The sequence below is a fragment of the Haloleucobacter ellipsoideus genome (genome assembly GCF_052491725.1).
In genome coordinates, this window is sequence record NZ_JBQWAR010000019.1 from 160,314 (window position 1) to 178,929 (window position 18,616).

Genomic DNA, 18,616 nt, shown 5'->3' on the forward strand with positions numbered 1-18,616 from the left:
CCTGGGGTGTCCATTGGAAGAATATCGGGCAAAGCCGCCTGCGATGTTTTCATGAAGTGTGAAGAAACATCCGGCAGGCCCCACTACGCGGCCCGAGAGCGCTCAAAATCTCAAATCCGGCTTCCCTGTAATTCCTGAAGCCTGTACCAAGCAGAGCGCTACAGACCGGCATATGGCCCATCATGGCGACAATTTCAAGGCATTCCGGCAATCTCCCGTTTTTTTGCCGCAGTGATCCTGCACACGACGCAACGTAAGCCCGTTTCCTGCCCGGAGCCTCATGCACGCCGGAAGCAGCGGAGATCATATGTTTGACCTTCAGGTTGTGGTGGACACTGTCACCACTTTCGTAAGAGAAAATCAGACCTTCGCGCCGGCGATTGTCTTTGCTCTCGCCTTTGGCGAATCCCTGGCGGTGATTTCCCTGTTCATTCCGGCCACGGTTCTGCTGCTGGCCATCGGCGCGCTGGTGGAGGCCAGCGGCCTCGGCCTGTTTTCCGTCTGGCTGGCGGCCACCATTGGCGCGGTGCTGGGCGATGCCGTCTCCTACTGGCTCGGGCTGCACTACAAGGAGCGGGCCAAGACCCTGTGGCCGCTGAACAAGAGCCCGGAGCTTGTCGCCCGCGCCGAGGGACTGTTTGCACGGTTCGGGATCTGGGCCGTGGCCATTGGCCGGTTCTTCGGACCCATTCGGGCGATTGTTCCCCTCATCGCCGGTATTCTGGACATGCGGCACATCCATTTCCAGATTGCGAACATATCCAGCGCGGCGGTCTGGGCCTTCGTGATGCTGGCGCCCGGCGCACTGGCGCTGAAGATGCTGCAATAGCCCCGGCCCAATCCACAGATCCGGCCTGCATGATACAGATACGGGATTGTTCGCACCCCCAAAGCTATATATCGTGAAATACATCAATGGGGAGTCGGGTTCATGTCTGGTATCAAATGGCCTCGCCGCGGCTTTGTCCTCGGTCTTTTGTTTGCATCTGCCTTTTCCTTTTCCGCCCATGCAGAAAAGCCCGCTGCCGCCACCAGCGCGGCCTCGGCCACTGTCACAACATTTGCAGCGGCCAGCCTCACCAATGCCTTTCAGGATGTGAGCAAGGCCTATGAGGCCAAGGGCAATGCCCCGATCAAGTTCTCCTTCGCCGCCTCTTCGGATCTGGCCCGGCAGATCGAGGCTGGCGCGCCAGCGAACATTTTCGCTTCGGCCGACCTGAAATGGATGGACTATCTGGAACAGCGCGGCCTGATCGTCGATTCAAGCCGCGCGACGCCCATCGGCAATGAGCTGGTCCTGATCGCTCCGGCCTCCTCGGATGCCAAGGAAGTGACCATCGACAAGTCGCTGGATCTCGACAAGCTGCTGGGCCCCAATGGAAAGCTGGTGACCGGCCTGACGGACAGCGTGCCGGTTGGCATCTATACCAAGACAGCCCTCACCAATCTGGGCCTGTGGGAACAGGCGCGTCCGCGCATTGTGGGCGCGGCCAGCGTGCGTGCGGCTCTCTCCCTCGTTGAGCGCGGCGAGGCCCCTTATGGCGTGGTCTATGCCACGGATGCCGCCGTCACCAAAAATGTGAAGGTGGTTGGCACCTTCCCGGCCGGCAGCCACCCTCCCGTGCAGTATCCCTTCGCTCTGGTAAAGGGTCATGATACGGCGGAAGCCAAGGCATTCTTTGAATTCCTGCTGGGCCCGGAGGCCAGGGAAATCTACAAGAAGTACGGTTTCTCGGTGCAGTAGGCCGCGAAAATGGCGGCCTTTTCCGGCTGCCCATGCAGGCTTTTCTGAACATATGCTGCGTCTGCCTCACCGCAGACGCAGTTTCCATTCCGGCACCGGAAGGGCACCGCCCGCCGCTGCCGCACTCCGGCCTCCCCGCCCCTGTCCAGTTCGGGTACTCAAATGCTGACATATGAGGAATGGGTTGCCGTTGGCCTCAGCCTGCGTGTGGCTTTCTGGGCGACCATCTGGACCATGCCGCCAGCCATCATTGTCGGCTGGCTTCTGGCGCGGAAGGATTTTCCCGGCAAGGGCCTGTTCGATGGGCTGGTCCATCTGCCGCTGGTGCTGCCGCGCGTGGTTGTGGGCTATCTGCTTCTGCTGGCGCTGGGCAGCAGGGGCTTTCTGGGCCAGTACATGCATGACTGGTTCGGCATCAATCTCATGTTCAGCACTGCGGGCGCGACGGTCGCCGCCGCGGTCGTCAGCTTTCCGCTGATCGTGAACGCCATACGCATTGCGGTGGATGGCATTGATCGCGGCATGGAAACCGCCGCCCGCACGCTGGGCGCGAGCCGGTTGGATGCCTTCTTCACCATCACCCTGCCGCTGATGATGCCCGGCATCCTTTCCGGCTGCCTCATTTCCCTGGCCTCGGCGCTGGGCGAGTTCGGGGCCACCATCACATTCGTCTCGAATGTCGAGGGGCAAACCCGCACCATTCCCCTGGCCATCTACAGCGCCACCCATATGCCCGATGGTGATGAAAGCGCCATGCGCCTCACCATCGTCTCCATTCTCCTTGCCCTCGGCGCGCTGATGCTGGCGGAGATGGCCAATCGTCGCCTCAAGCTGGCTCTGGGACGCGTATGATCGAGATCGATGTTACCCTGCGGCGGTCCACAGGCTTCACCCTCTCCGCCAACATCCACATTCCCGGCACGGGAATCACCGCCATTTTCGGCCGCTCCGGTTCGGGCAAGACCACCATCATCCAGATGGTGGCGGGCACGCTGAAGCCGGATACCGGCCATATCACCGTGGGTGACGAGATCTTCGTCGATACGGCGCGCGGGATCGATCTGCCGATTGAAAAGCGGCATGTCGGCTATGTGTTTCAGGATTCGCGCCTGTTCCCCCACATGTCAGTGGAAAGCAATCTGCGTTATGGGTTGCGCCGGGCACGGGGGCGCAAGGAGATCATCGACCTTCCCTCCGTGGTGGATCTGCTCGGCATCGGCCATTTGCTGAAGCGGCGGCCGCATACCCTTTCCGGCGGAGAGAAACAGCGGGTCGCCATTGGCCGCGCCCTGCTCTCCCAGCCCCGCCTGCTGCTGATGGACGAGCCCCTCGCCTCCCTCGACGAGATGCGCAAGCGGGAGATCCTGCCCTATCTGGAACGGCTGCGGGATGATCTGCGCCTGCCGATCCTCTATGTCAGCCATTCCATCGAGGAAGTGGTCCGCCTGTCCGACACCATGGCGGCGGTGCATGAGGGCAAGGTCGTGGCCAGCGGGCCGCTGGGCGAGGTTTTCACCCGGCCGGAAGCCCTGCCCGTGCTGGGGCGCTTCGATGTGGGCAGTGTGTTTGATTGCCATGTCTCGACCCATGCCCCGGAGCTTTTTCTCTCCACCATCACCTTCCCGGAAGGGCAGCTGCGTGTGCCGATGGTGGATCTGCCTGAAGGCGCGCCAGTGCGGGCACGTATCCGGGCGCGCGATGTCGCCATCTCGCTTTCCCGGCCCGATGGCGTTTCCATCACCAACCATCTGCACGGCACCATAACGGGCCTGCGCCGTGAGGAAGGGCCATATGTGAATGTGGAAATCGCCCTGCCCCGCCCGGATGAAACGGTCGAAAAGGCCCGCTCCCTGCACGCGCTGATCACGGCTGAAAGCGCCGAAAGGCTGGCCCTGAAAGAAGGCATGCCAATATGGGCGATGATCAAGGCGGTGGCGGTGGACAGCCGCTCACCCCATTTCAGCGCGCAGTAACAGGCTCACCGCCCTCTTCCGCTCCACCTGCCCCTGAGGCATCGCCGGCAGGCTCGACAAGAGCGGCCATCAGCTCATCCACAAAGGGTTGGTTGGCCTGCATGGCGCGGGCCTCCATCTCCCGGAAAAGGGTGATCAGGCGTTCACCGAAGGGGGTCAGCTCCGTGCCGGCTCCGCGTCGGCCGGGATGGGTGATGATCACCTTCTGGTCGAACATGGTGTTCATTTCATTCGCCAGCAGCCAGGCCCGGCGATAACTCATGCCGATGGCCTTGGCTGCGGAAAGAATGGACCCCTCTTTGCGCAAGGTTTCCAGCAGCAGGATCTTCCCCGGGCCAATCCGGCGTCCATCCGGGAAATAGATCCGCATGAACAGGCGCGCGGGTCTTTTCTCCGTCACTTCTCATTCTCCGCGGCAGCATGTGCGTGCACACATGGTCCGCTGCATGATGGCACCATGGGCAGGCGTTTGAAACCTTCCGGCAGAATCCCCCGCCGGAACGCGCACGGCGCTACTTCCTGCAAGGCAAGGAGCGCTCCGTCACGGCATAGATCAGGATGTCCGGCTTGAAGCGGTCAGCCACGCTGCGGTCGAACTTGCAGCTGCGGTGATGAATCCACACATAGGCGGAACTGCGCGCGGCCAGAAGCCCCGGCCAGAAGCCCTGCGTGAATGAATCGCCGATCACCATGATGCGCGGACCTGCGTGGCCCGTGGAATAGGCCTGCATCTTGAAGGGGTCTTTGGGGTCTGTGGGCGGCAGCAGGTCCGTCAGCGGGGTGAGCTTGTCGCTATGGAGCATCGCACCCTTGCGCCCGTAATCCATATCCGGCTTCTCGGGCACGGTTTCTCCCAGCAGGCGCAGAAGGTCCCCTTCCATGCGCGGCTCGGGCTCACCGATGATTTCCGAAAGCGGGAACACGAAGTCCGGCCGGCCGGCAGCCTCCATCGCCGCATTGAAGGCCAGGGCAGCACCCCGCACATTCCAGTGCGTGTCGATGAGGCGATACACCGGGCCATCCGCCTTCGCAGCCTCAAGAATGGGGCGCATATCCACGAAGGTCACGCCCTTGTCCTTCACGGCCTGCATCACGAGATCATATTCCGTGGGCGAGCGTTTCAGGGCGCGGGCATAGGCGGGCAGCATTTCGGAGTTCACCGTATGCCCGTTTGGCGGAAGCATCATCACCATGCGCCCGCCGCGGGCCTTCATGAAACCATCCAGCTCGGCTGCCACATCCGCGATGGCGGCCACGGCATCCGGCCGCACCAGCTGGCCGATGGATTGCTCCAGAGCCCATTCATCCTTGATGAACAGCGCCCCGTTCTCCCCCTTCAGCACCCGCTCATTCTCGCCCCCCCCAAGCCAGCGGCCATAGGTATTATGGGCCGCCAGCACGGCGCCGCGGAAGCCGAAGACATTGTTGATATACGGATCGAGACGCTGCGATGCCCGCATCCACCATTGCGCCTCGGGCGCGGCGACGGTGCGCAGCGGGGCGGGCAGATCCGGCGCAAAAAAACCGATGGTCGGCAGCAGCAGCACGATGAAGACAAAGATCGCCCAGTACCGGCGGAACTTCATGACCAGAGGCATCGTCTTCCTCCCGCTCAGAACTGGAAATACAGGAACGGACTGTACGCAGCAGCACCGACCGTCAGGATGCACAGCACGAACAGCACGAACATCACCGCAGTGTCACCCAGCCCATAGATGGCAAGGCGCAGCTTCTGCGGCAACTGGCGCAGGCCCGGACGCGGCAGGCCAAAAATGGCAAGCGGCCATGCCAGAACCATCACGATCATGGTGAAGACCTGCAATTCCGCCATCAGCGAGACAGAGAGCGAGCCCACGCCATTGAAGCCGAACATGCCGCGGAACATCGCAATGGCATCCTCGAAGGTGACGGCGCGGAACCAGACCCAACTCGTCATCAGCACAAACTGGGTATAGAGGAACGAGACGATCACCGGCGCACGGGCCATCAGCGCTCCGAAACGAGTGCGCTCCAGCACCAGGAAACAGCCGTGATGCACACCCCAGATGACATAGTTCCAGCTGGCGCCATGCCACAGGCCACACAGCAGGAACACGCTCCACAGATTGAGCATGGTGCGCGATTGGCCAAACCGGTTTCCGCCCAGCGGAATATAGACATAATCACGGAACCAGCTTGAAAGGCTCATGTGCCAGCGCCGCCAGAACTCGCCCATGGAGAGGGAGCGGTAAGGCAGGTTGAAGTTGCGCGGGAACTTCAGGCCCATGGCGATGGCAAGGCCAATCGCCATGTTGGAATAGCCGCCGAAATCAAAATAGATTTGCAGCGTATAGGCATTCACCCCTAGCCATGCCTCCCACAGATTGGGCGCTGCCGTCTGGTCATAGACCACCGCCACGATCGGGGCGACCTCGTCCGCGATCAGCACCTTCCAGGACAGGCCGATGATGAAGATGCGCAGGCCGGCCGAAACCCGCCCCAGCGTCGTGCGGCGCTCGCGAATGCGGTGGGAAATGGTGGAATAGCGGACAATCGGACCCGCAACCAGCTGCGGGAACATGGTGATATAGACCGCGATTTCCTCAAACCGGCCATTGGCCTTCGCTTTGCGCCGGTACACGTCCACCAGATAGGAGATGGCGTGGAAGGTGAAAAACGAAATGCCCAGCGGCAGTTCGGCCTGGATGATGGGCACATGAATGCCCAGCGGGGCGAGAAGGACATCCAGGTTGGTTGTGAGAAAACCGATATATTTGAAGATGATCAACCCGAGCAGATTGATCCCGACAGCAAAGGCCAGAGCCCGCAGGCGGGTCTGGTCCGGGTGCCTGTCGACCATCTGAGCCAGAAAGAAATTCGCGACGATGGAGATACACAGAATAAGCAGGTCAACCAGCCCGCCCCAGGCATAGAACACCAGAGAAAAGACCAGCAGCACCACGTTTCTGGTCCGTGTGCCCGGCATGAGAAAGTAGCATGCAAGGAACAGCGGCAGAAAATAGAAAAGGAAGGTGACAGACGAAAAGACCATGCTGAAGCCGTTTGCCTTTAATAGACAAATTGTTCGCGGAGAATGCGCTCTTCCAGCCCGTGATCGGGGTCGAACAACATATCTATTGCCGAGGACTTATCGAGGCGCGCGGAAACAGCAACGATATTGCGCACCTCATAATGGTCCGCCACCGCGCTCACCGGCCGCTTTTCCGCTTCCATCACCGCAATATCCACCCGCACCCTGTCCGGCACCAGCGCGCCGCGCCAGCGCCGCGGACGGAAAGGGGAAATGGGGGTAACAGCCAGAAGGGCGGTGCCCAGCGGCAGAATGGGGCCATGAGCCGAGAGATTGTAGGCCGTGGAACCGGCAGGAGTGGCGACAATCACGCCATCGCAGATCAGCTCTTCCAGCCGCATGCGCCCATCTATCGAAATGCGCAGCTTCGCCGCCTGATAGGACTGGCGCAGAAGCGAGACCTCATTGATGGCCGGCGCGCGATGGCGCACACCCTTGTTATCCATCGCCTCCATGAGCAGGGGATGGATCTTCACATGCTGCGCCGCCGCCAGGCGCTCCACCAGACCGTCTTCACGATAGGTGTTCATCATGAAGCCGACAGAGCCGCGATGCATGCCATAAATGGGGATGCCGCGATCCCGGAAGCGATGCAGCGTCTGGAGCATCAGGCCATCGCCGCCCAGAGCGACGATCACATCCGCCTCATCCTCATTCACCGCGCCGTAGCGCGCCTCAAGCCGCGCGCGCGCGGATTCCGCCTCCGGGGTCTGGCTGGATACGAATGCGATACGCCCTGTCGCACCCACTTCACCCCCCGTCGTGACTTTCAGGCCCTGAGCGTCATTCATCGCGGGCGAAGCTTCCTCTGGCGCGGTATGAGGGGAACAAGCAAGCAGCGCCGGCACACAGGGCGGCACCACAACCGGATTTCATTGCCCCCGTCTAAACGCCTTGCCTCTCCTTGTCGAGGTCACGCCATTGCGCGGATGGAAAGAGCGGGGCGATAATGACATGTCCGCCACACTCCGGCGGGAGAGGAGTTCAATGGACAAACCAGCGCTCTCAGTGCCTCCGGCCCATGTTCCGGAACAGGATGTCTGCCTTGTCTATTCGACCTTTCCATCCATGGAGAGCGCGGAACAGGCCGCGCAGCAGATTGTCGCGGCAAGGCTTGCGGCCTGCGCCAATATCCTGCCCGGCATGGTTTCCATCTATGAATGGAATGGCGCCATGGAGCGTGGCGAGGAGGTTGTCCTGCTGCTGAAAACCCTGGCCGCGCGCGCAGATGAGCTGGTCTCCAGATTGGACGCTCTTCACCCCTATGATGTGCCGGCAATTGTCATTCTGCCGGCGACGGGCGGCCTGCCCGCCTATCTGGAATGGGTGAGCCGGTCCGTCACGCAAACCGGCGGCTCCTGACCCGTCTCAGGAGCGGAACGTCCATGATGGGCATATGCATGGCAAACAGAAACGCCGCCCACCTTGCGGCGGACGGCGTGTGTTCATCACGGCGTTCAGGACAGGGGAGAAATGCGCCCCGCCCTCACTTCACCGGCGGCGCATACTGGATGCCGCCCTTGTCCCAGAGCTGGTTGATGCCGCGCGGAATGCCCAGCTTTGAAGCGGTCCCCACATTGCGCTCGAAGCTCTCGCCATAATTGCCGACAGACTTCACGGCCTGCGCCACGAAATCATTCCGCAGGCCAAGGGACTTTCCGGCATTGCCCTCAACACCCAGCAACTGCTTCACAGCCGGCTTCTGGGATTTCAGAGCCTCATCCACCTTGGCGGAGGTCACGCCCAGCTCTTCGGCATTCAACAGACCATAAAGGGTCCACTTCACCACATTGAACCACTGGTCATCGCCCTGTCGCACCACGGGGCCGAGCGGCTCCTTGGAGATGACATCCGGCAGAACCATATGGTCAGCCGGCTTTTCCATCTTCAGGCGCAGGGCATAAAGCTGGGAAACGTCGGTGGAGATGGTGTCGCACTTGCCGTCCTGATAGGCGACGAGCAGGGCATCCACATTCGGCTGGGTCACCAGTTCCAGTTCCATGCCGTTATTCTTGAAATAGTCCTGCGTGTTGGCCGCGGCTGTCGTGCCCGCCTGCACACACACCTTGGACTTGCTCAGCTCAAGGGCGGAAGACAGGTTGCGCGCATAGGGAATGAGGAAGCCCTGACCATCATAATAGGAAACGCCCGCGAACAGCAGGCCGAGATCTCCCTCGCGCTCCAGCGTCCATGTGGAATTGCGCGAGAGAAGGTCGATCTCCCCCTTCTGCAAGGCCGGGAAGCGCTCCTCGGCATTGAGGGGCACGAACTTCACCTTCTCGCCATCCCCCAGCGCGGCGGCGGCCACGGCACGGCACAGATCGACATCAAAGCCGGTCCATTTGCCGGAGGCATCCGCTTCCGAGAAACCGGGCAGGCCCTTGGAAACGCCGCAGACCAGTTCACCACGCTCCTGCACGGCCTTGAGGGTCTGCGCGGAAGCGGCAGTGGTTCCAACTCCTGCAACCGCAAGAGTTGCCGCGCCGGCCAGAAGGGCCAGGATCTTCTTCATGAATGCCCCCGGTTGAGCTGAAATCGAGACGGGATGGCGCATGAGACCACCCCTCACAGGGTGGCCTGCTGGCGCACGATGACCTTGGTGCCCACCGGCACGCGCTGATACAGGTCGATGATGTCGCTGTTCACGAGACGGAAGCAGCCGGAAGACACAGCATAGCCGATGGTCTGCGGCTGGTTGGTGCCGTGAATACGGTAAACCGTGCCGCCGATATAAAGGGCGCGCGCGCCCATCGGGTTACCCGGTCCGCCGGCCATGAAGCGCGGCAGATAAGGCTGGCGCTGGATCATCTCCGCCGGCGGGCGCCAGTCCGGCCACTCCGCCTTGCGCTCGATCTTCTTCAGGCCCTGCCACTGGAAACCGTCACGCCCCACGCCGATGCCATAGCGCATGGCGCGGTTGTTGCCCTCGACAAGATAGAGGAAGCGCTCATCCGTATGGATGATGATGGTGCCCGGTGCCTCCGTGGTGCGGAAATAGACCGGCTGGCGGCGATAGGCCGGCTCCAGCATCGCCGTATCATCTTCCGGCGGCACATAGCCTGGCTGGTCACCAATATCGAGGCTTGCACCCGGCACGCCGCGCGGCGGCACCTGTGCCTGGCTCTGCGTTGCAAGGCCGGCCGCACCCACCTGAATCACGGCGGCGAAGGCCAGAGTCTTGAAGAGTGTTGACATCATTCCGGCCTCATCTCCCGCATCCTCATCGGAAGTCATGGTTTCACCAGATCAACCTTAATCCGCACTTAACGCACGGCAGATGGATGCTTTTTGCATGTCATCCTAAAGTTTCCGGCCGCTGCCGACCCGCATGGCGCCATGACTGGCAACGGTTTCCCACTGTTCTGGAATAACGAACTGTCTTTCGGGGGGAAAGAATAATCGTGCCCGCAGGCAGAATTCGCCCTGTGCGCCCTGGTTCAGCACGCGGCAGGAGGCGCGCGCATCTGGACGCAGCGGGTCTTCCTCCTTAAAAGGGCCAGCCGTATGAATGGCACGCCTACCTGCGTGGTACGCAGGAGTGGGCAAAAGGAGAAGAGAATGATTGCTCTGAAGTTCCCCGACGGCGCCGTGCGCGAGTATCCCGCGGGGATTTCCGGCGCAGACATCGCCGCCCAGATTTCCAAATCCCTCGCCAAGAAGGCTGTCGCCGTCACACTGGACGGTGAGCTGGCCGACCTTGCCGAACCCATCAGCCGCGATGCGAAGATCGAGATCGTCACGCGTGATGACCCGCGCGCGATTGAACTCATCCGCCATGATGCCGCCCATGTGCTGGCCGAGGCGGTGCAGTCCATCTGGCCGGGCACGCAGGTCACCATCGGCCCGGTGATCGAGAACGGCTTCTATTACGATTTCGCCCGCAATGAGCCCTTCACCACCGATGACCTGCCCCTCATCGAGGAGAAGATGCGCGAGATCATCGCCCGCGACCGCCCCTTCACCAAGGAAGTATGGGGACGCGATGAGGCCAAGCGTGTCTTTACCGAGATGGGCGAGACCTACAAGGTCCAGCTCGTGGATGCCATTCCTGAAGATCAGGATGTGAAGATCTACAAGCAGGGTGAGTGGTTCGACCTGTGTCGTGGCCCGCATCTGCCTTCCACCGGCAAGATCGGCACTGCCTTCAAGCTGATGAAGGTCGCCGGGGCCTACTGGCGCGGTGACAGCAACAACCCGATGCTGACCCGCATCTACGGCACCGCCTGGCACGACCAGAAGGAGCTGGACGCCTATCTCCATCGTCTTGAGGAAGCCGAGAAGCGCGACCATCGCCGGCTCGGTCGCGAGATGGACCTGTTCCACTTCCAGGAGGAAGCCCCCGGCACGGTATTCTGGCACCCCAAGGGCTGGACGCTGTTTCAGGAGCTGGTGGCCTATATGCGCCGCCGCCTGAAGGCCGACTACAAGGAAGTGAACGCTCCGCAGGTGATGGATGCGGCTCTTTGGGAAACCTCGGGCCACTGGGGCTGGTACAAGGAGAACATGTTCAAGGTGGAGTCTGCCGGTGACGAGGTGCGCGACGAGCGCATTTTTGCGCTGAAGCCGATGAACTGCCCCGGACATGTGCAGATCTTCAAGCACGGCCTGAAAAGCTACCGCGACCTGCCACTGCGCATGGCGGAGTTCGGCGTGGTGCACCGCTATGAGCCCTCCGGCGCATTGCATGGCCTCATGCGCGTACGCGGCTTCACGCAGGACGATGCCCACGTTTTCTGCACCGAGGAGCAGATGGCGGAAGAGTGCATGAAGATCAATGATCTCATCCTCTCCACCTATGCCGATTTCGGCTTCGACAAGATCATCGTGAAGCTCTCCACCCGCCCGGAAAAGCGTGTGGGCTCTGATGCCGTGTGGGATCACGCCGAGGACGTGATGCAGCGCGTGCTCAAGCAGATCGAGGAGAAATATGGCGACCGCATCACCACTGGCATTCTGCCGGGTGAAGGCGCCTTCTATGGTCCGAAGTTTGAGTACACGCTGAAGGACGCCATCGGCCGTGAATGGCAGTGCGGCACCACTCAGGTGGACTTCAACCTGCCAGAGCGCTTCGGCGCCTTCTATGTGGATGCGGACGGGCAGAAGAAGACCCCGGTGATGATCCATCGCGCCATCTGCGGCTCGATGGAGCGTTTCACCGGTATTCTCATCGAGCATTTCGCCGGCCACTTCCCGCTGTGGCTTGCCCCGACGCAGGTGGTGGTCGCCACCATCACCTCGGATGCCGATGACTATGCTCATGAGGTGGTCGCGAAGCTGCGGGCCGCCGGCCTGCGGGCCGAGCTGGACGTGCGCAACGAGAAGATCAACCTGAAGGTGCGCGAGCATTCGCTGGCCAAGGTGCCGGTGCTGCTGGTGGCGGGCAAGAAGGAGGCGGCCGAGCAGACCCTCTCCATCCGTCGCCTCGGCTCCAAGGACCAGACCAGCGGCGCGCTGGATGATGTCATCGCCGCACTGCTGGATGAAGCCGTGCCGCCGGATCTGAAGAAGAAGGATCAGGCCACGAGGGCGGCCTGATCATCTTCCGGCCCTGCGCCTCAATATTTGGAAATGGCCGCGGCATCATGTGCCGCGGCCATTTTCTTGTCAGAGGCCCCTGCCGCATGTCTCCCTTTCAGGCATGGAGCGGCACAAAAAAGCCGCCGCGGATCTGCTCCTGCGGCGGCGCTGCCTGATGAGAGATGACAGGGCCGGAAACTAGCCGGCCCGGTTCATCAGCACTTCGAGCTGCTGGTTCTGGCCCGGCTCCACCTTGAACTCCAGGCTGTAGTTCACACCATTATTGCGGCCAATGGCCGTGTAGGAGCCCTCGGAAAGCACCACGGTGGGCTGTGCGCCAATGGATTCCTGAATCGTGTCACCACCGGGCGTGATGATGGTCCACTGGGTATCGGGCACCATCTCGCCCCCACGGGTCTTCACCAGCTTCAGCGTCACCTCGGCAGCGCGATGGTGCATGGTTGCATCGGTGAGCTTGCCCGGCGAGACATTCACATCCGCCCGCACCACCGCATTGGCATCACCATAGCTGGAAACCACATGGTAGATGCCCTCCGGCAGCAAAAGCACCTCCCCCGCCGTGGCACCCTTGTAATAAGGCTGGCTGGATGTGCGGCCCTGCAGGAAGGAGCCCTCGAAAATGTCGAACTTCAGCTTGTCCGAATTGATCGCGACCTTCTCCACATCGCCCTGAAGACGCAGACCGCCGGCGGGAAGCTCGAAGGCTTCACGCTGGGAAACCTGCCCAAGCGTCACTTCCTTGGCAAGACTGGCCAGACCATAGGACACATGGATGATATATTTGCCCGGTGTGAGGAAGAGGACAGGCATCGCCTCATCCTCCTTCTCCGCCACAAGGGGGAATGCACCCGTTGCCGGGTCCGGCTGGGCCGAGAAGACACGCCAGACAAGACCGCGTGAAATCGGCTTGCGATCCGCGCCATAAGCGGCATACACGCCCAGCGTGACCTTGCCTTCCGGCGGGGTGGGCAGCACCTCATGCGGCTGGCGGCCGCCGCCCGATGGCGATTGCAGCACCCGGCCCGCCTCACCCGAAAAAGGCCCGGCCTGCTGCTGGGATGGCGGCGTCACCCCCAGAAACTGCAACCCTTGCGCGAACGCTGAAGATGGCGCAATCATAAGCTGGGCAGAAAGTGCGACCAATGCCAGCGCCCTGCACAGCCGTGCTGTGTGACGAGAGGCGTTCGACGATTCAACTGCACAGGATGGGCTGACCACCCGCACGCATCGCTTTTCCATCATGCTCCTGAGGTGCACAAAATTCGAGGCAGTTTCAAGTCAATCTTGTCGGCTTCCGAAAAGATCGCGTCACTCTGTCCACCGCTGGCGCGAATGGCCCGCCCCCCAAGGTTCCTTTCCCCCGCATCTGCGCTATAGCTTTGGGCATTGTCTGCATGTGATTTTCATAAGGTGTTTGTCATGCCCGACGCCCTCGACCTGTTGCGCACCCGCCGTTCATTCCGCCTGATGGACCTTGTGGAACCCGGCCCGAGAGGAGAGGCACTGGAAACCCTTTTGACCATCGCCTCACGTGTGCCGGACCATGGCCGCCTCGTGCCCTGGCGCTTCGTGCTTTTCGAGGGTGAGGGGCGCAACCGCGCGGGCGAGGCGTTTGCCAGAATTTATGCCGAAGACCACCCGGATGCCGATGAGAAAAGACTGAACGAGGAGCGCCAGCGCTTTGCACGGGTGCCGCTGGTTCTCGCTGTCGTGACAAGCCCGGTTGCCCACCCCAAAATACCGGAGTGGGAGCAGCTGATGTCTGCCGCGGCGTGCTGCCAGAACACGCTGCTCGCGGCCGCCGCCCTCGGCTTTGGCGGCACATGGATTACCGAATGGCCGGCCTTTGATGCGCGCGCCCGTGCGGCTCTGGGCCTTGCCGAACATGAGCGTATCGCCGGCTTCATCTATATCGGCACCCCGCTTCAGGTGCTGGAAGAGCGCCCGCGGCCGGACCTTGCCAGCATCGTCACCCGGTTCTGAGGACAAGGCAGGCGCGGGGCTTGAATCACCGCGCCTGCGCGCACAGGCAGTCAGCCAGATGGTCATCCACCAGCCCGCAGGCCTGCATGGCCGCATAAACGATGGTGGGGCCGACAAACTTGAACCCGTAGCCCTTCAGCCGCCTGGACAGGGCGCGTGAGCGGTCCGTTTCCGCCGGAACATCCGAAATGCGCAGGGGGCGGTTCACCAGTGGGGCGCCATCCACCGCATCCCACATCACATCAGCGAAGGCGATGCCTTTCTCGCGCAGGTTCAGATAGGCCTGAGCCGACGTCACGGCAGCCTCGATCTTGGCCCGGTTGCGCACAATGCCGGCATCCTGCATCAGCGCCTCCACCCGCTCCTGATCATAACGGGCGATTATGTCCGGATCGAACCCGTCGAATGCCCGGCGGAAATTGTCCCGCTTGCGCAAGATGGTGATCCACGAAAGGCCGGCCTGAAACCCGTCCAGAAGCAGCTTTTCGAACAAGGCGCGGCTGTCCCGCTCCGGCACACCCCACTCCGTATCATGATAGGCGACATAGAGCGGTTCCGTGCCGCACCAGGGGCAGCGGCACAGTCCGTCCTCGTGAAGAATTGCGATATCGGAGCGCATGCCCATCAGCCTTTCCGGACCTTGTCCAGCAGATCCAGCGGGCTTTCCTTGCGCGTCCACTCCATCTCGAAATGGGCCCATTCGGGTCGGGCAAGCTTGATCTCCACCCCATCGACAAGCAGGGGGGTGCCTGCCGCCTGCGCGGCACCGGTCCGGTCCAGTCGCACGCTGGCAATGGCATGGCGCCCCGCGGCGGAGGTGATGCGCCCCACAGCCTTCTCGCCGGCCATGATCTCGACTCCGGCAATAGCCACATGCGGGAACAGCGCCTGCACCAGACGGTTCCGGGCCATGGTGCGGTGCTCCATGCGGCTCACCACCTCCTGCCCCACATAGCAGCCCTTGTTGAAATCCAGCCCGCCCAGCTGGTCCATGTCCACCTCATGGGGGAAGGCATCATTATAGGCGAAGTCCACCCCGCCCTTTGGCACGGCCAGCATGATGCGCCGGGCTTCATGGGCCTGCGCATCCCCACCCAGCGCCAGCGCCTGTTCACGCGGCAGGATGAGGCGATGGCCAAGAGCAGGCAGGCGCGGGTCCGCATATGCCGCGATATCCGCTGGCACATCATGTTCCGGCGCAAGGGCGGCAACCGCCAGGTCATCCAGCCGCTCCAGCGTGACCTTCGCCCGCAGGCGCAGGAAAGTGAGGCGCTTGAGCAGATCTGCCGCCACCTCTTCCGGCGCATCGATCAGGAAACTCTCCCCGCTCTCCCGATAGAGGAGGAAATCGGAGATGATCTTGCCTTGCGGTGTCAGCAAGGCGCCATAGCGTGATGCACCGGTTTCCAGATGCTCGACATCACAGGTGAGCACACCATGAAGGAAATGGGCTGCATCCACACCTGCCGCCCGCGCAAGAATGCGATCAGGCAGATAGACAGCGGCGGTTTGGATGGCGGCGGTTTGGATGGCGGACATGGGGCCGGTCCTCATTCCAGAAGGGAGCTTACCCTAGGCCCGCGCGCCCTGCGCCTCAAGAGCAGGCAAGCAGGGTGGAACAAGAGTGAATTTTGAAGCATTTGCATGTGACCGCTTGCCTTGTGCGCCTCTACGGAGTTGAGTGCGCCCTTTCAAGCATTCCGGCGCGTCATGTCTGTTTCCTCTCCATCCACGCCTTTTCTCCCCCTGCCACCGGTGGTGACCCTGCAGGCGCGTGAGCGCGCCATCACGCTCGGCCCGCGCGCGCAGATCATGGGCATCATCAATGTGACGCCCGATTCGTTCTCGGATGGCGGCCTCAGCCTGGCTGTGGAGGATGCGCTGGCCCATGCCGCGCGGCTGGAGGCTGAAGGCGCGGACATGCTGGATATCGGCGCGGAATCGACGCGCCCGGGCCACACCCCGCTTTCCGCAGAGGATGAATGGGCCCGCCTTGCCCCCGTGCTGAAGGCCCTACCCCGGCACAGCGCCCTGCCCGTCTCGGTGGATACCTTCAAGGCCGGCACGGCCCGGCTGGCGCTGGAACATGGGGCCCACATCATCAATGACATCTGGGGCTTCATGCGCGATGCGGACATGCCCCATGTGGTGGCTGATTTCGACGCCGCCGCCATCATCATGCACAATCGCGAGCAGATCGACCCGGAGATCGACATCATCGCGGACATGATCGCCTTTTTCGAGCGCGCCATCAGGCAGGCGGAAGCGGCTGGCCTTTCCCGCTCAAAACTGGTGCTGGACCCCGGTATAGGCTTCGGCAAGACATTCGCGCAGAATCTGGAAACCCAGCGCAGGCTCGCCGAGCTGCGCATGCTGGGCCTGCCCCTTCTGCTGGGTACCTCCCGCAAGTCCTTCATCGGCAAGGTGGTGGAAAGCATCCCGGCCGAACGGCTGCCCGGCACCATCGCCTCTAATGTCATCGGGCTGATGGCCGGGGTCGAGATCATCCGTGTGCATGATGTGGCTGCCCATGTACAGGCAGCCCGCGTCACTGAAGCCATTCGGGGGCTGGCATGATGGCGGATCCGTTGCCCCTGCCCGCACAAGCCCTTCCGGTAGATGCGGAAAAGCGCGCGCTGGCCTATCTGTGCCTGGGCGCGAATGTGGGCGCGCGGGAGCAGACCCTGAAGCAGGCGCTGGAGCTTCTGGAGCTGGCGGGTGTGGAGATCCGCTCCCGCTCCTCCCTCTATGAAACCCCGCCATGGGGGCCGATTGCGCAAGGCCCCTATCTCAATCAGGTCGTGGCGGTGTGCACCACCCTTTCTCCCCACACCCTTCTGGCTCTGGCCCTGCGGATCGAGCGCACGCTGGGGCGCGACCGGGCGAAAGAGATGCGCTATGGCCCGCGCCATATCGATATAGACATTCTTCTCTATGACGATGTGCACAGCACGGATGCGGATCTGGAACTGCCGCACCCGCGCATTCTGGAACGGGCCTTCGTTCTCGTGCCCCTTGTCGAAATCGCCCCGCAGATCATCATACAGGGCCGCAGGGCGGATGACGCACTGGCCGGGCTCGACAGATCGGGTATCGTCAGGATTGATGCGGCCTGAAATGGCCCGGCACAGGCTGCGACTGAAATAGGGCTGGACTTTACGGCCCGGGCATGACGATTTCCCCATATGCAATCGGAACATGTGCCGGCACATGGCGCGGGAGGGACGAGGGGCATGACGGGCCAGCACCATCTGGATGATGCCAAGCTTGCGGAAGGCGTGCTGAAGGGAGAGCGCGCAGCTCTTGCCCGCGCCATCACCCTTGTGGAATCACGCCGGAGCGATCATCGCCAGCGTGCCCATGCCATGTTGCAGAAGCTTCTGCCGCACACCGGCAAGGCCTTTCGTGTCGGCATTACCGGCGTGCCCGGCGTTGGCAAGTCCACCACCATAGATACGCTGGGCAGCCTCCTCACCGCCCGGGGGCACAAGGTGGCCGTGCTGGCGGTGGACCCCTCCTCCACCCGTACCGGCGGCTCCATTCTGGGGGACAAGACCCGCATGTCGCAGCTGGCGGTGGACCCCAGGGCCTTCATCCGCCCCTCTCCCTCCGGTGGCACACTGGGCGGCATTGCGGCCAAGACCCGTGAAACCATGCTGCTGTGCGAGGCCGCCGGATTCGATGTGGTTCTGGTTGAAACCGTTGGCGTCGGCCAATCCGAAACCACGGTTGCCGAGCTGACCGATACTTTTCTGGTGCTGATGCTGCCCGGCGCGGGGGATGAGCTTCAGGGCATCAAGAAGGGTGTGCTGGAATTGGCGGATATCGTTGCCGTCAACAAGGCTGATGGCGACAATATTCCCCGCGCGCGCGCCGCGGCCGGGGAATATCGCGCTGCCCTGCATCTGCTGGGTGCGCGCCAATCCTATTGGTCCCCGCCCGTGCTCACCTATTCGGCCCTCACGGGTGATGGCATGGCCGAGGTGTGGGAGCAGGTGGAGCTGCACCGGCAGAAATGCGAGGCGGCCGGCCATTTCGCCGCAAACAGGCAGGCCCAGCAGGTGCGCTGGATGTGGACCCTCCTCAATGAAAAGCTGACAGAGCGGGTGACGAACGACCCCACCGTCAAGGCCCGCCTGCCGGGGCTGGAGCGGGCGGTTGCGGCTGGCACGCTGGCGCCCTCCATGGCCGCGGCTGAAATTGCCGGGCTGATCGGGCTCTAGAAGCTTCTCCTCGCGGGCCAGGGGACAGGCAGGAAGACCAGACCGGGTTTCTGCGCCGCCCTGCCCCGCCCTTGCCCGCCACGGG

The 18,616-nt window shown here is 62.3% G+C and carries 19 protein-coding genes; 10 read left to right on the top strand and 9 right to left on the bottom strand.

What is annotated here, in order from left to right; all coding sequences use genetic code 11:
* Window positions 1-307 precede the first annotated feature (307 nt).
* The 4 genes from ACT6QG_RS10835 (at window position 308) to modC (ending at window position 3,717) form a co-directional block, all read left to right on the top strand.
* Window positions 308-829 (top strand): DedA family protein, encoded by a 522-nt coding sequence (locus ACT6QG_RS10835; RefSeq protein WP_444977581.1) that lies wholly within the window; start codon window positions 308-310, stop codon window positions 827-829.
* Between the two features lie 102 nt (window positions 830-931).
* A complete protein-coding gene (gene modA / locus ACT6QG_RS10840) occupies window positions 932-1,744 on the top strand; it encodes a molybdate ABC transporter substrate-binding protein (protein ID WP_444977582.1) in 813 nt (270 codons plus the stop codon).
* Between the two features lie 162 nt (window positions 1,745-1,906).
* Complete coding sequence (gene modB, locus ACT6QG_RS10845; RefSeq protein WP_444977583.1) at window positions 1,907-2,596, top strand: molybdate ABC transporter permease subunit; 690 nt, start codon at window positions 1,907-1,909, stop codon at window positions 2,594-2,596.
* Window positions 2,593-3,717: a molybdenum ABC transporter ATP-binding protein gene (modC, locus tag ACT6QG_RS10850; RefSeq protein ID WP_444977584.1), complete on the top strand. Its 1,125-nt coding sequence runs from the start codon at window positions 2,593-2,595 to the stop codon at window positions 3,715-3,717. Before modB ends, modC begins: the two co-directional genes overlap by 4 nt.
* Here modC and ACT6QG_RS10855 read toward each other — a convergent pair.
* The 4 genes from ACT6QG_RS10855 to ACT6QG_RS10870 all read right to left on the bottom strand — a co-directional run bounded on the left by ACT6QG_RS10855 (window position 3,704) and on the right by ACT6QG_RS10870 (window position 7,578).
* Complete coding sequence (locus ACT6QG_RS10855) at window positions 3,704-4,117, bottom strand: winged helix-turn-helix domain-containing protein (protein ID WP_444977585.1); 414 nt, start codon at window positions 4,115-4,117, stop codon at window positions 3,704-3,706. The two genes, modC and ACT6QG_RS10855, sit on opposite strands and share 14 nt — an antisense overlap.
* A 112-nt stretch (window positions 4,118-4,229) precedes the next feature.
* Complete coding sequence (locus tag ACT6QG_RS10860) at window positions 4,230-5,315, bottom strand: alginate O-acetyltransferase AlgX-related protein (protein ID WP_444977586.1); 1,086 nt, start codon at window positions 5,313-5,315, stop codon at window positions 4,230-4,232.
* A gap of 14 nt (window positions 5,316-5,329) precedes the next feature.
* Window positions 5,330-6,748: an MBOAT family O-acyltransferase gene (locus tag ACT6QG_RS10865; protein WP_444977587.1), complete on the bottom strand. Its 1,419-nt coding sequence runs from the start codon at window positions 6,746-6,748 to the stop codon at window positions 5,330-5,332.
* Between the two features lie 17 nt (window positions 6,749-6,765).
* A complete protein-coding gene (locus ACT6QG_RS10870) occupies window positions 6,766-7,578 on the bottom strand; it encodes an NAD kinase (protein WP_444977588.1) in 813 nt (270 codons plus the stop codon).
* 196 nt (window positions 7,579-7,774) lie between these two features.
* Between ACT6QG_RS10870 and cutA the strand changes: the two genes are divergently transcribed.
* A complete protein-coding gene (cutA, locus tag ACT6QG_RS10875; protein ID WP_444977589.1) occupies window positions 7,775-8,149 on the top strand; it encodes a divalent-cation tolerance protein CutA in 375 nt (124 codons plus the stop codon).
* Between the two features lie 124 nt (window positions 8,150-8,273).
* On the opposite strand, the gene ACT6QG_RS10880 is transcribed toward cutA, so the two are convergent.
* The gene (locus ACT6QG_RS10880; RefSeq protein ID WP_444977590.1) at window positions 8,274-9,299 is read right to left on the bottom strand and encodes an amino acid ABC transporter substrate-binding protein; all 1,026 of its coding nucleotides are present in this window, start codon (window positions 9,297-9,299) and stop codon (window positions 8,274-8,276) included.
* A 53-nt stretch (window positions 9,300-9,352) separates the two neighbouring features.
* Window positions 9,353-9,982: a L,D-transpeptidase gene (locus tag ACT6QG_RS10885; protein ID WP_444977793.1), complete on the bottom strand. Its 630-nt coding sequence runs from the start codon at window positions 9,980-9,982 to the stop codon at window positions 9,353-9,355.
* A 363-nt stretch (window positions 9,983-10,345) separates the two neighbouring features.
* Here ACT6QG_RS10885 and thrS point away from each other — a divergent pair, with 363 nt between their 5' ends.
* On the top strand, window positions 10,346-12,322 hold the full coding sequence (gene thrS, locus ACT6QG_RS10890) for a threonine--tRNA ligase (protein WP_444977591.1): 1,977 nt from the start codon (window positions 10,346-10,348) through the stop codon (window positions 12,320-12,322).
* Window positions 12,323-12,502: 180 nt separating this feature from the next.
* On the opposite strand, the gene ACT6QG_RS10895 is transcribed toward thrS, so the two are convergent.
* Complete coding sequence (locus tag ACT6QG_RS10895; protein ID WP_444977592.1) at window positions 12,503-13,468, bottom strand: RgsD C-terminal domain-containing protein; 966 nt, start codon at window positions 13,466-13,468, stop codon at window positions 12,503-12,505.
* Between the two features lie 276 nt (window positions 13,469-13,744).
* On the opposite strand from ACT6QG_RS10895, the gene ACT6QG_RS10900 reads away from it, so the two are divergent.
* On the top strand, window positions 13,745-14,308 hold the full coding sequence (locus ACT6QG_RS10900; protein WP_444977593.1) for a nitroreductase family protein: 564 nt from the start codon (window positions 13,745-13,747) through the stop codon (window positions 14,306-14,308).
* Between the two features lie 25 nt (window positions 14,309-14,333).
* Here the strand turns inward: ACT6QG_RS10900 and ACT6QG_RS10905 are convergent, their stop codons facing one another.
* Together ACT6QG_RS10905 and ygfZ are read right to left on the bottom strand one after the other, a co-directional pair.
* Window positions 14,334-14,933, bottom strand: a complete 600-nt coding sequence (locus ACT6QG_RS10905) for a DNA-3-methyladenine glycosylase I (protein WP_444977594.1) — start codon at window positions 14,931-14,933, stop codon at window positions 14,334-14,336.
* On the bottom strand, window positions 14,933-15,847 hold the full coding sequence (gene ygfZ, locus ACT6QG_RS10910; RefSeq protein WP_444977595.1) for a CAF17-like 4Fe-4S cluster assembly/insertion protein YgfZ: 915 nt from the start codon (window positions 15,845-15,847) through the stop codon (window positions 14,933-14,935). The genes ACT6QG_RS10905 and ygfZ overlap by 1 nt, the downstream gene beginning before the upstream one ends.
* Before the next feature lie 171 nt (window positions 15,848-16,018).
* Here ygfZ and folP point away from each other — a divergent pair, with 171 nt between their 5' ends.
* From folP to meaB, 3 genes are all read left to right on the top strand, one after another.
* Window positions 16,019-16,885, top strand: a complete 867-nt coding sequence (gene folP, locus ACT6QG_RS10915) for a dihydropteroate synthase (RefSeq protein ID WP_444977596.1) — start codon at window positions 16,019-16,021, stop codon at window positions 16,883-16,885.
* The gene (gene folK / locus ACT6QG_RS10920; protein WP_444977597.1) at window positions 16,882-17,424 is read left to right on the top strand and encodes a 2-amino-4-hydroxy-6-hydroxymethyldihydropteridine diphosphokinase; all 543 of its coding nucleotides are present in this window, start codon (window positions 16,882-16,884) and stop codon (window positions 17,422-17,424) included. The genes folP and folK overlap by 4 nt, the downstream gene beginning before the upstream one ends.
* A 117-nt stretch (window positions 17,425-17,541) precedes the next feature.
* Window positions 17,542-18,531 (top strand): methylmalonyl Co-A mutase-associated GTPase MeaB, encoded by a 990-nt coding sequence (gene meaB / locus ACT6QG_RS10925; RefSeq protein ID WP_444977598.1) that lies wholly within the window; start codon window positions 17,542-17,544, stop codon window positions 18,529-18,531.
* Window positions 18,532-18,616 lie beyond the last annotated feature (85 nt).

Bases quoted from the DNA above. Each gene is read 5' to 3' on its own strand.
- modB (WP_444977583.1), top strand. From the start codon at position 1,907: ATGCTGACATATGAGGAATGGGTTGCCGTTGGCCTCAGCCTGCGTGTG.
- folP (WP_444977596.1), top strand. From the start codon at position 16,019: ATGTCTGTTTCCTCTCCATCCACGCCTTTTCTCCCCCTGCCACCGGTG.
- modA (WP_444977582.1), top strand. From the start codon at position 932: ATGTCTGGTATCAAATGGCCTCGCCGCGGCTTTGTCCTCGGTCTTTTG.
- ACT6QG_RS10860 (WP_444977586.1), bottom strand. From the start codon at position 5,315: ATGCCTCTGGTCATGAAGTTCCGCCGGTACTGGGCGATCTTTGTCTTC.
- ACT6QG_RS10865 (WP_444977587.1), bottom strand. From the start codon at position 6,748: ATGGTCTTTTCGTCTGTCACCTTCCTTTTCTATTTTCTGCCGCTGTTC.
- ygfZ (WP_444977595.1), bottom strand. From the start codon at position 15,847: ATGTCCGCCATCCAAACCGCCGCCATCCAAACCGCCGCTGTCTATCTG.
- ACT6QG_RS10885 (WP_444977793.1), bottom strand. From the start codon at position 9,982: ATGTCAACACTCTTCAAGACTCTGGCCTTCGCCGCCGTGATTCAGGTG.
- cutA (WP_444977589.1), top strand. From the start codon at position 7,775: ATGGACAAACCAGCGCTCTCAGTGCCTCCGGCCCATGTTCCGGAACAG.
- modC (WP_444977584.1), top strand. From the start codon at position 2,593: ATGATCGAGATCGATGTTACCCTGCGGCGGTCCACAGGCTTCACCCTC.
- ACT6QG_RS10905 (WP_444977594.1), bottom strand. From the start codon at position 14,933: ATGGGCATGCGCTCCGATATCGCAATTCTTCACGAGGACGGACTGTGC.
- ACT6QG_RS10835 (WP_444977581.1), top strand. From the start codon at position 308: ATGTTTGACCTTCAGGTTGTGGTGGACACTGTCACCACTTTCGTAAGA.
- ACT6QG_RS10870 (WP_444977588.1), bottom strand. From the start codon at position 7,578: ATGAATGACGCTCAGGGCCTGAAAGTCACGACGGGGGGTGAAGTGGGT.
- thrS (WP_444977591.1), top strand. From the start codon at position 10,346: ATGATTGCTCTGAAGTTCCCCGACGGCGCCGTGCGCGAGTATCCCGCG.
- folK (WP_444977597.1), top strand. From the start codon at position 16,882: ATGATGGCGGATCCGTTGCCCCTGCCCGCACAAGCCCTTCCGGTAGAT.
- ACT6QG_RS10900 (WP_444977593.1), top strand. From the start codon at position 13,745: ATGCCCGACGCCCTCGACCTGTTGCGCACCCGCCGTTCATTCCGCCTG.
- ACT6QG_RS10880 (WP_444977590.1), bottom strand. From the start codon at position 9,299: ATGAAGAAGATCCTGGCCCTTCTGGCCGGCGCGGCAACTCTTGCGGTT.
- meaB (WP_444977598.1), top strand. From the start codon at position 17,542: ATGACGGGCCAGCACCATCTGGATGATGCCAAGCTTGCGGAAGGCGTG.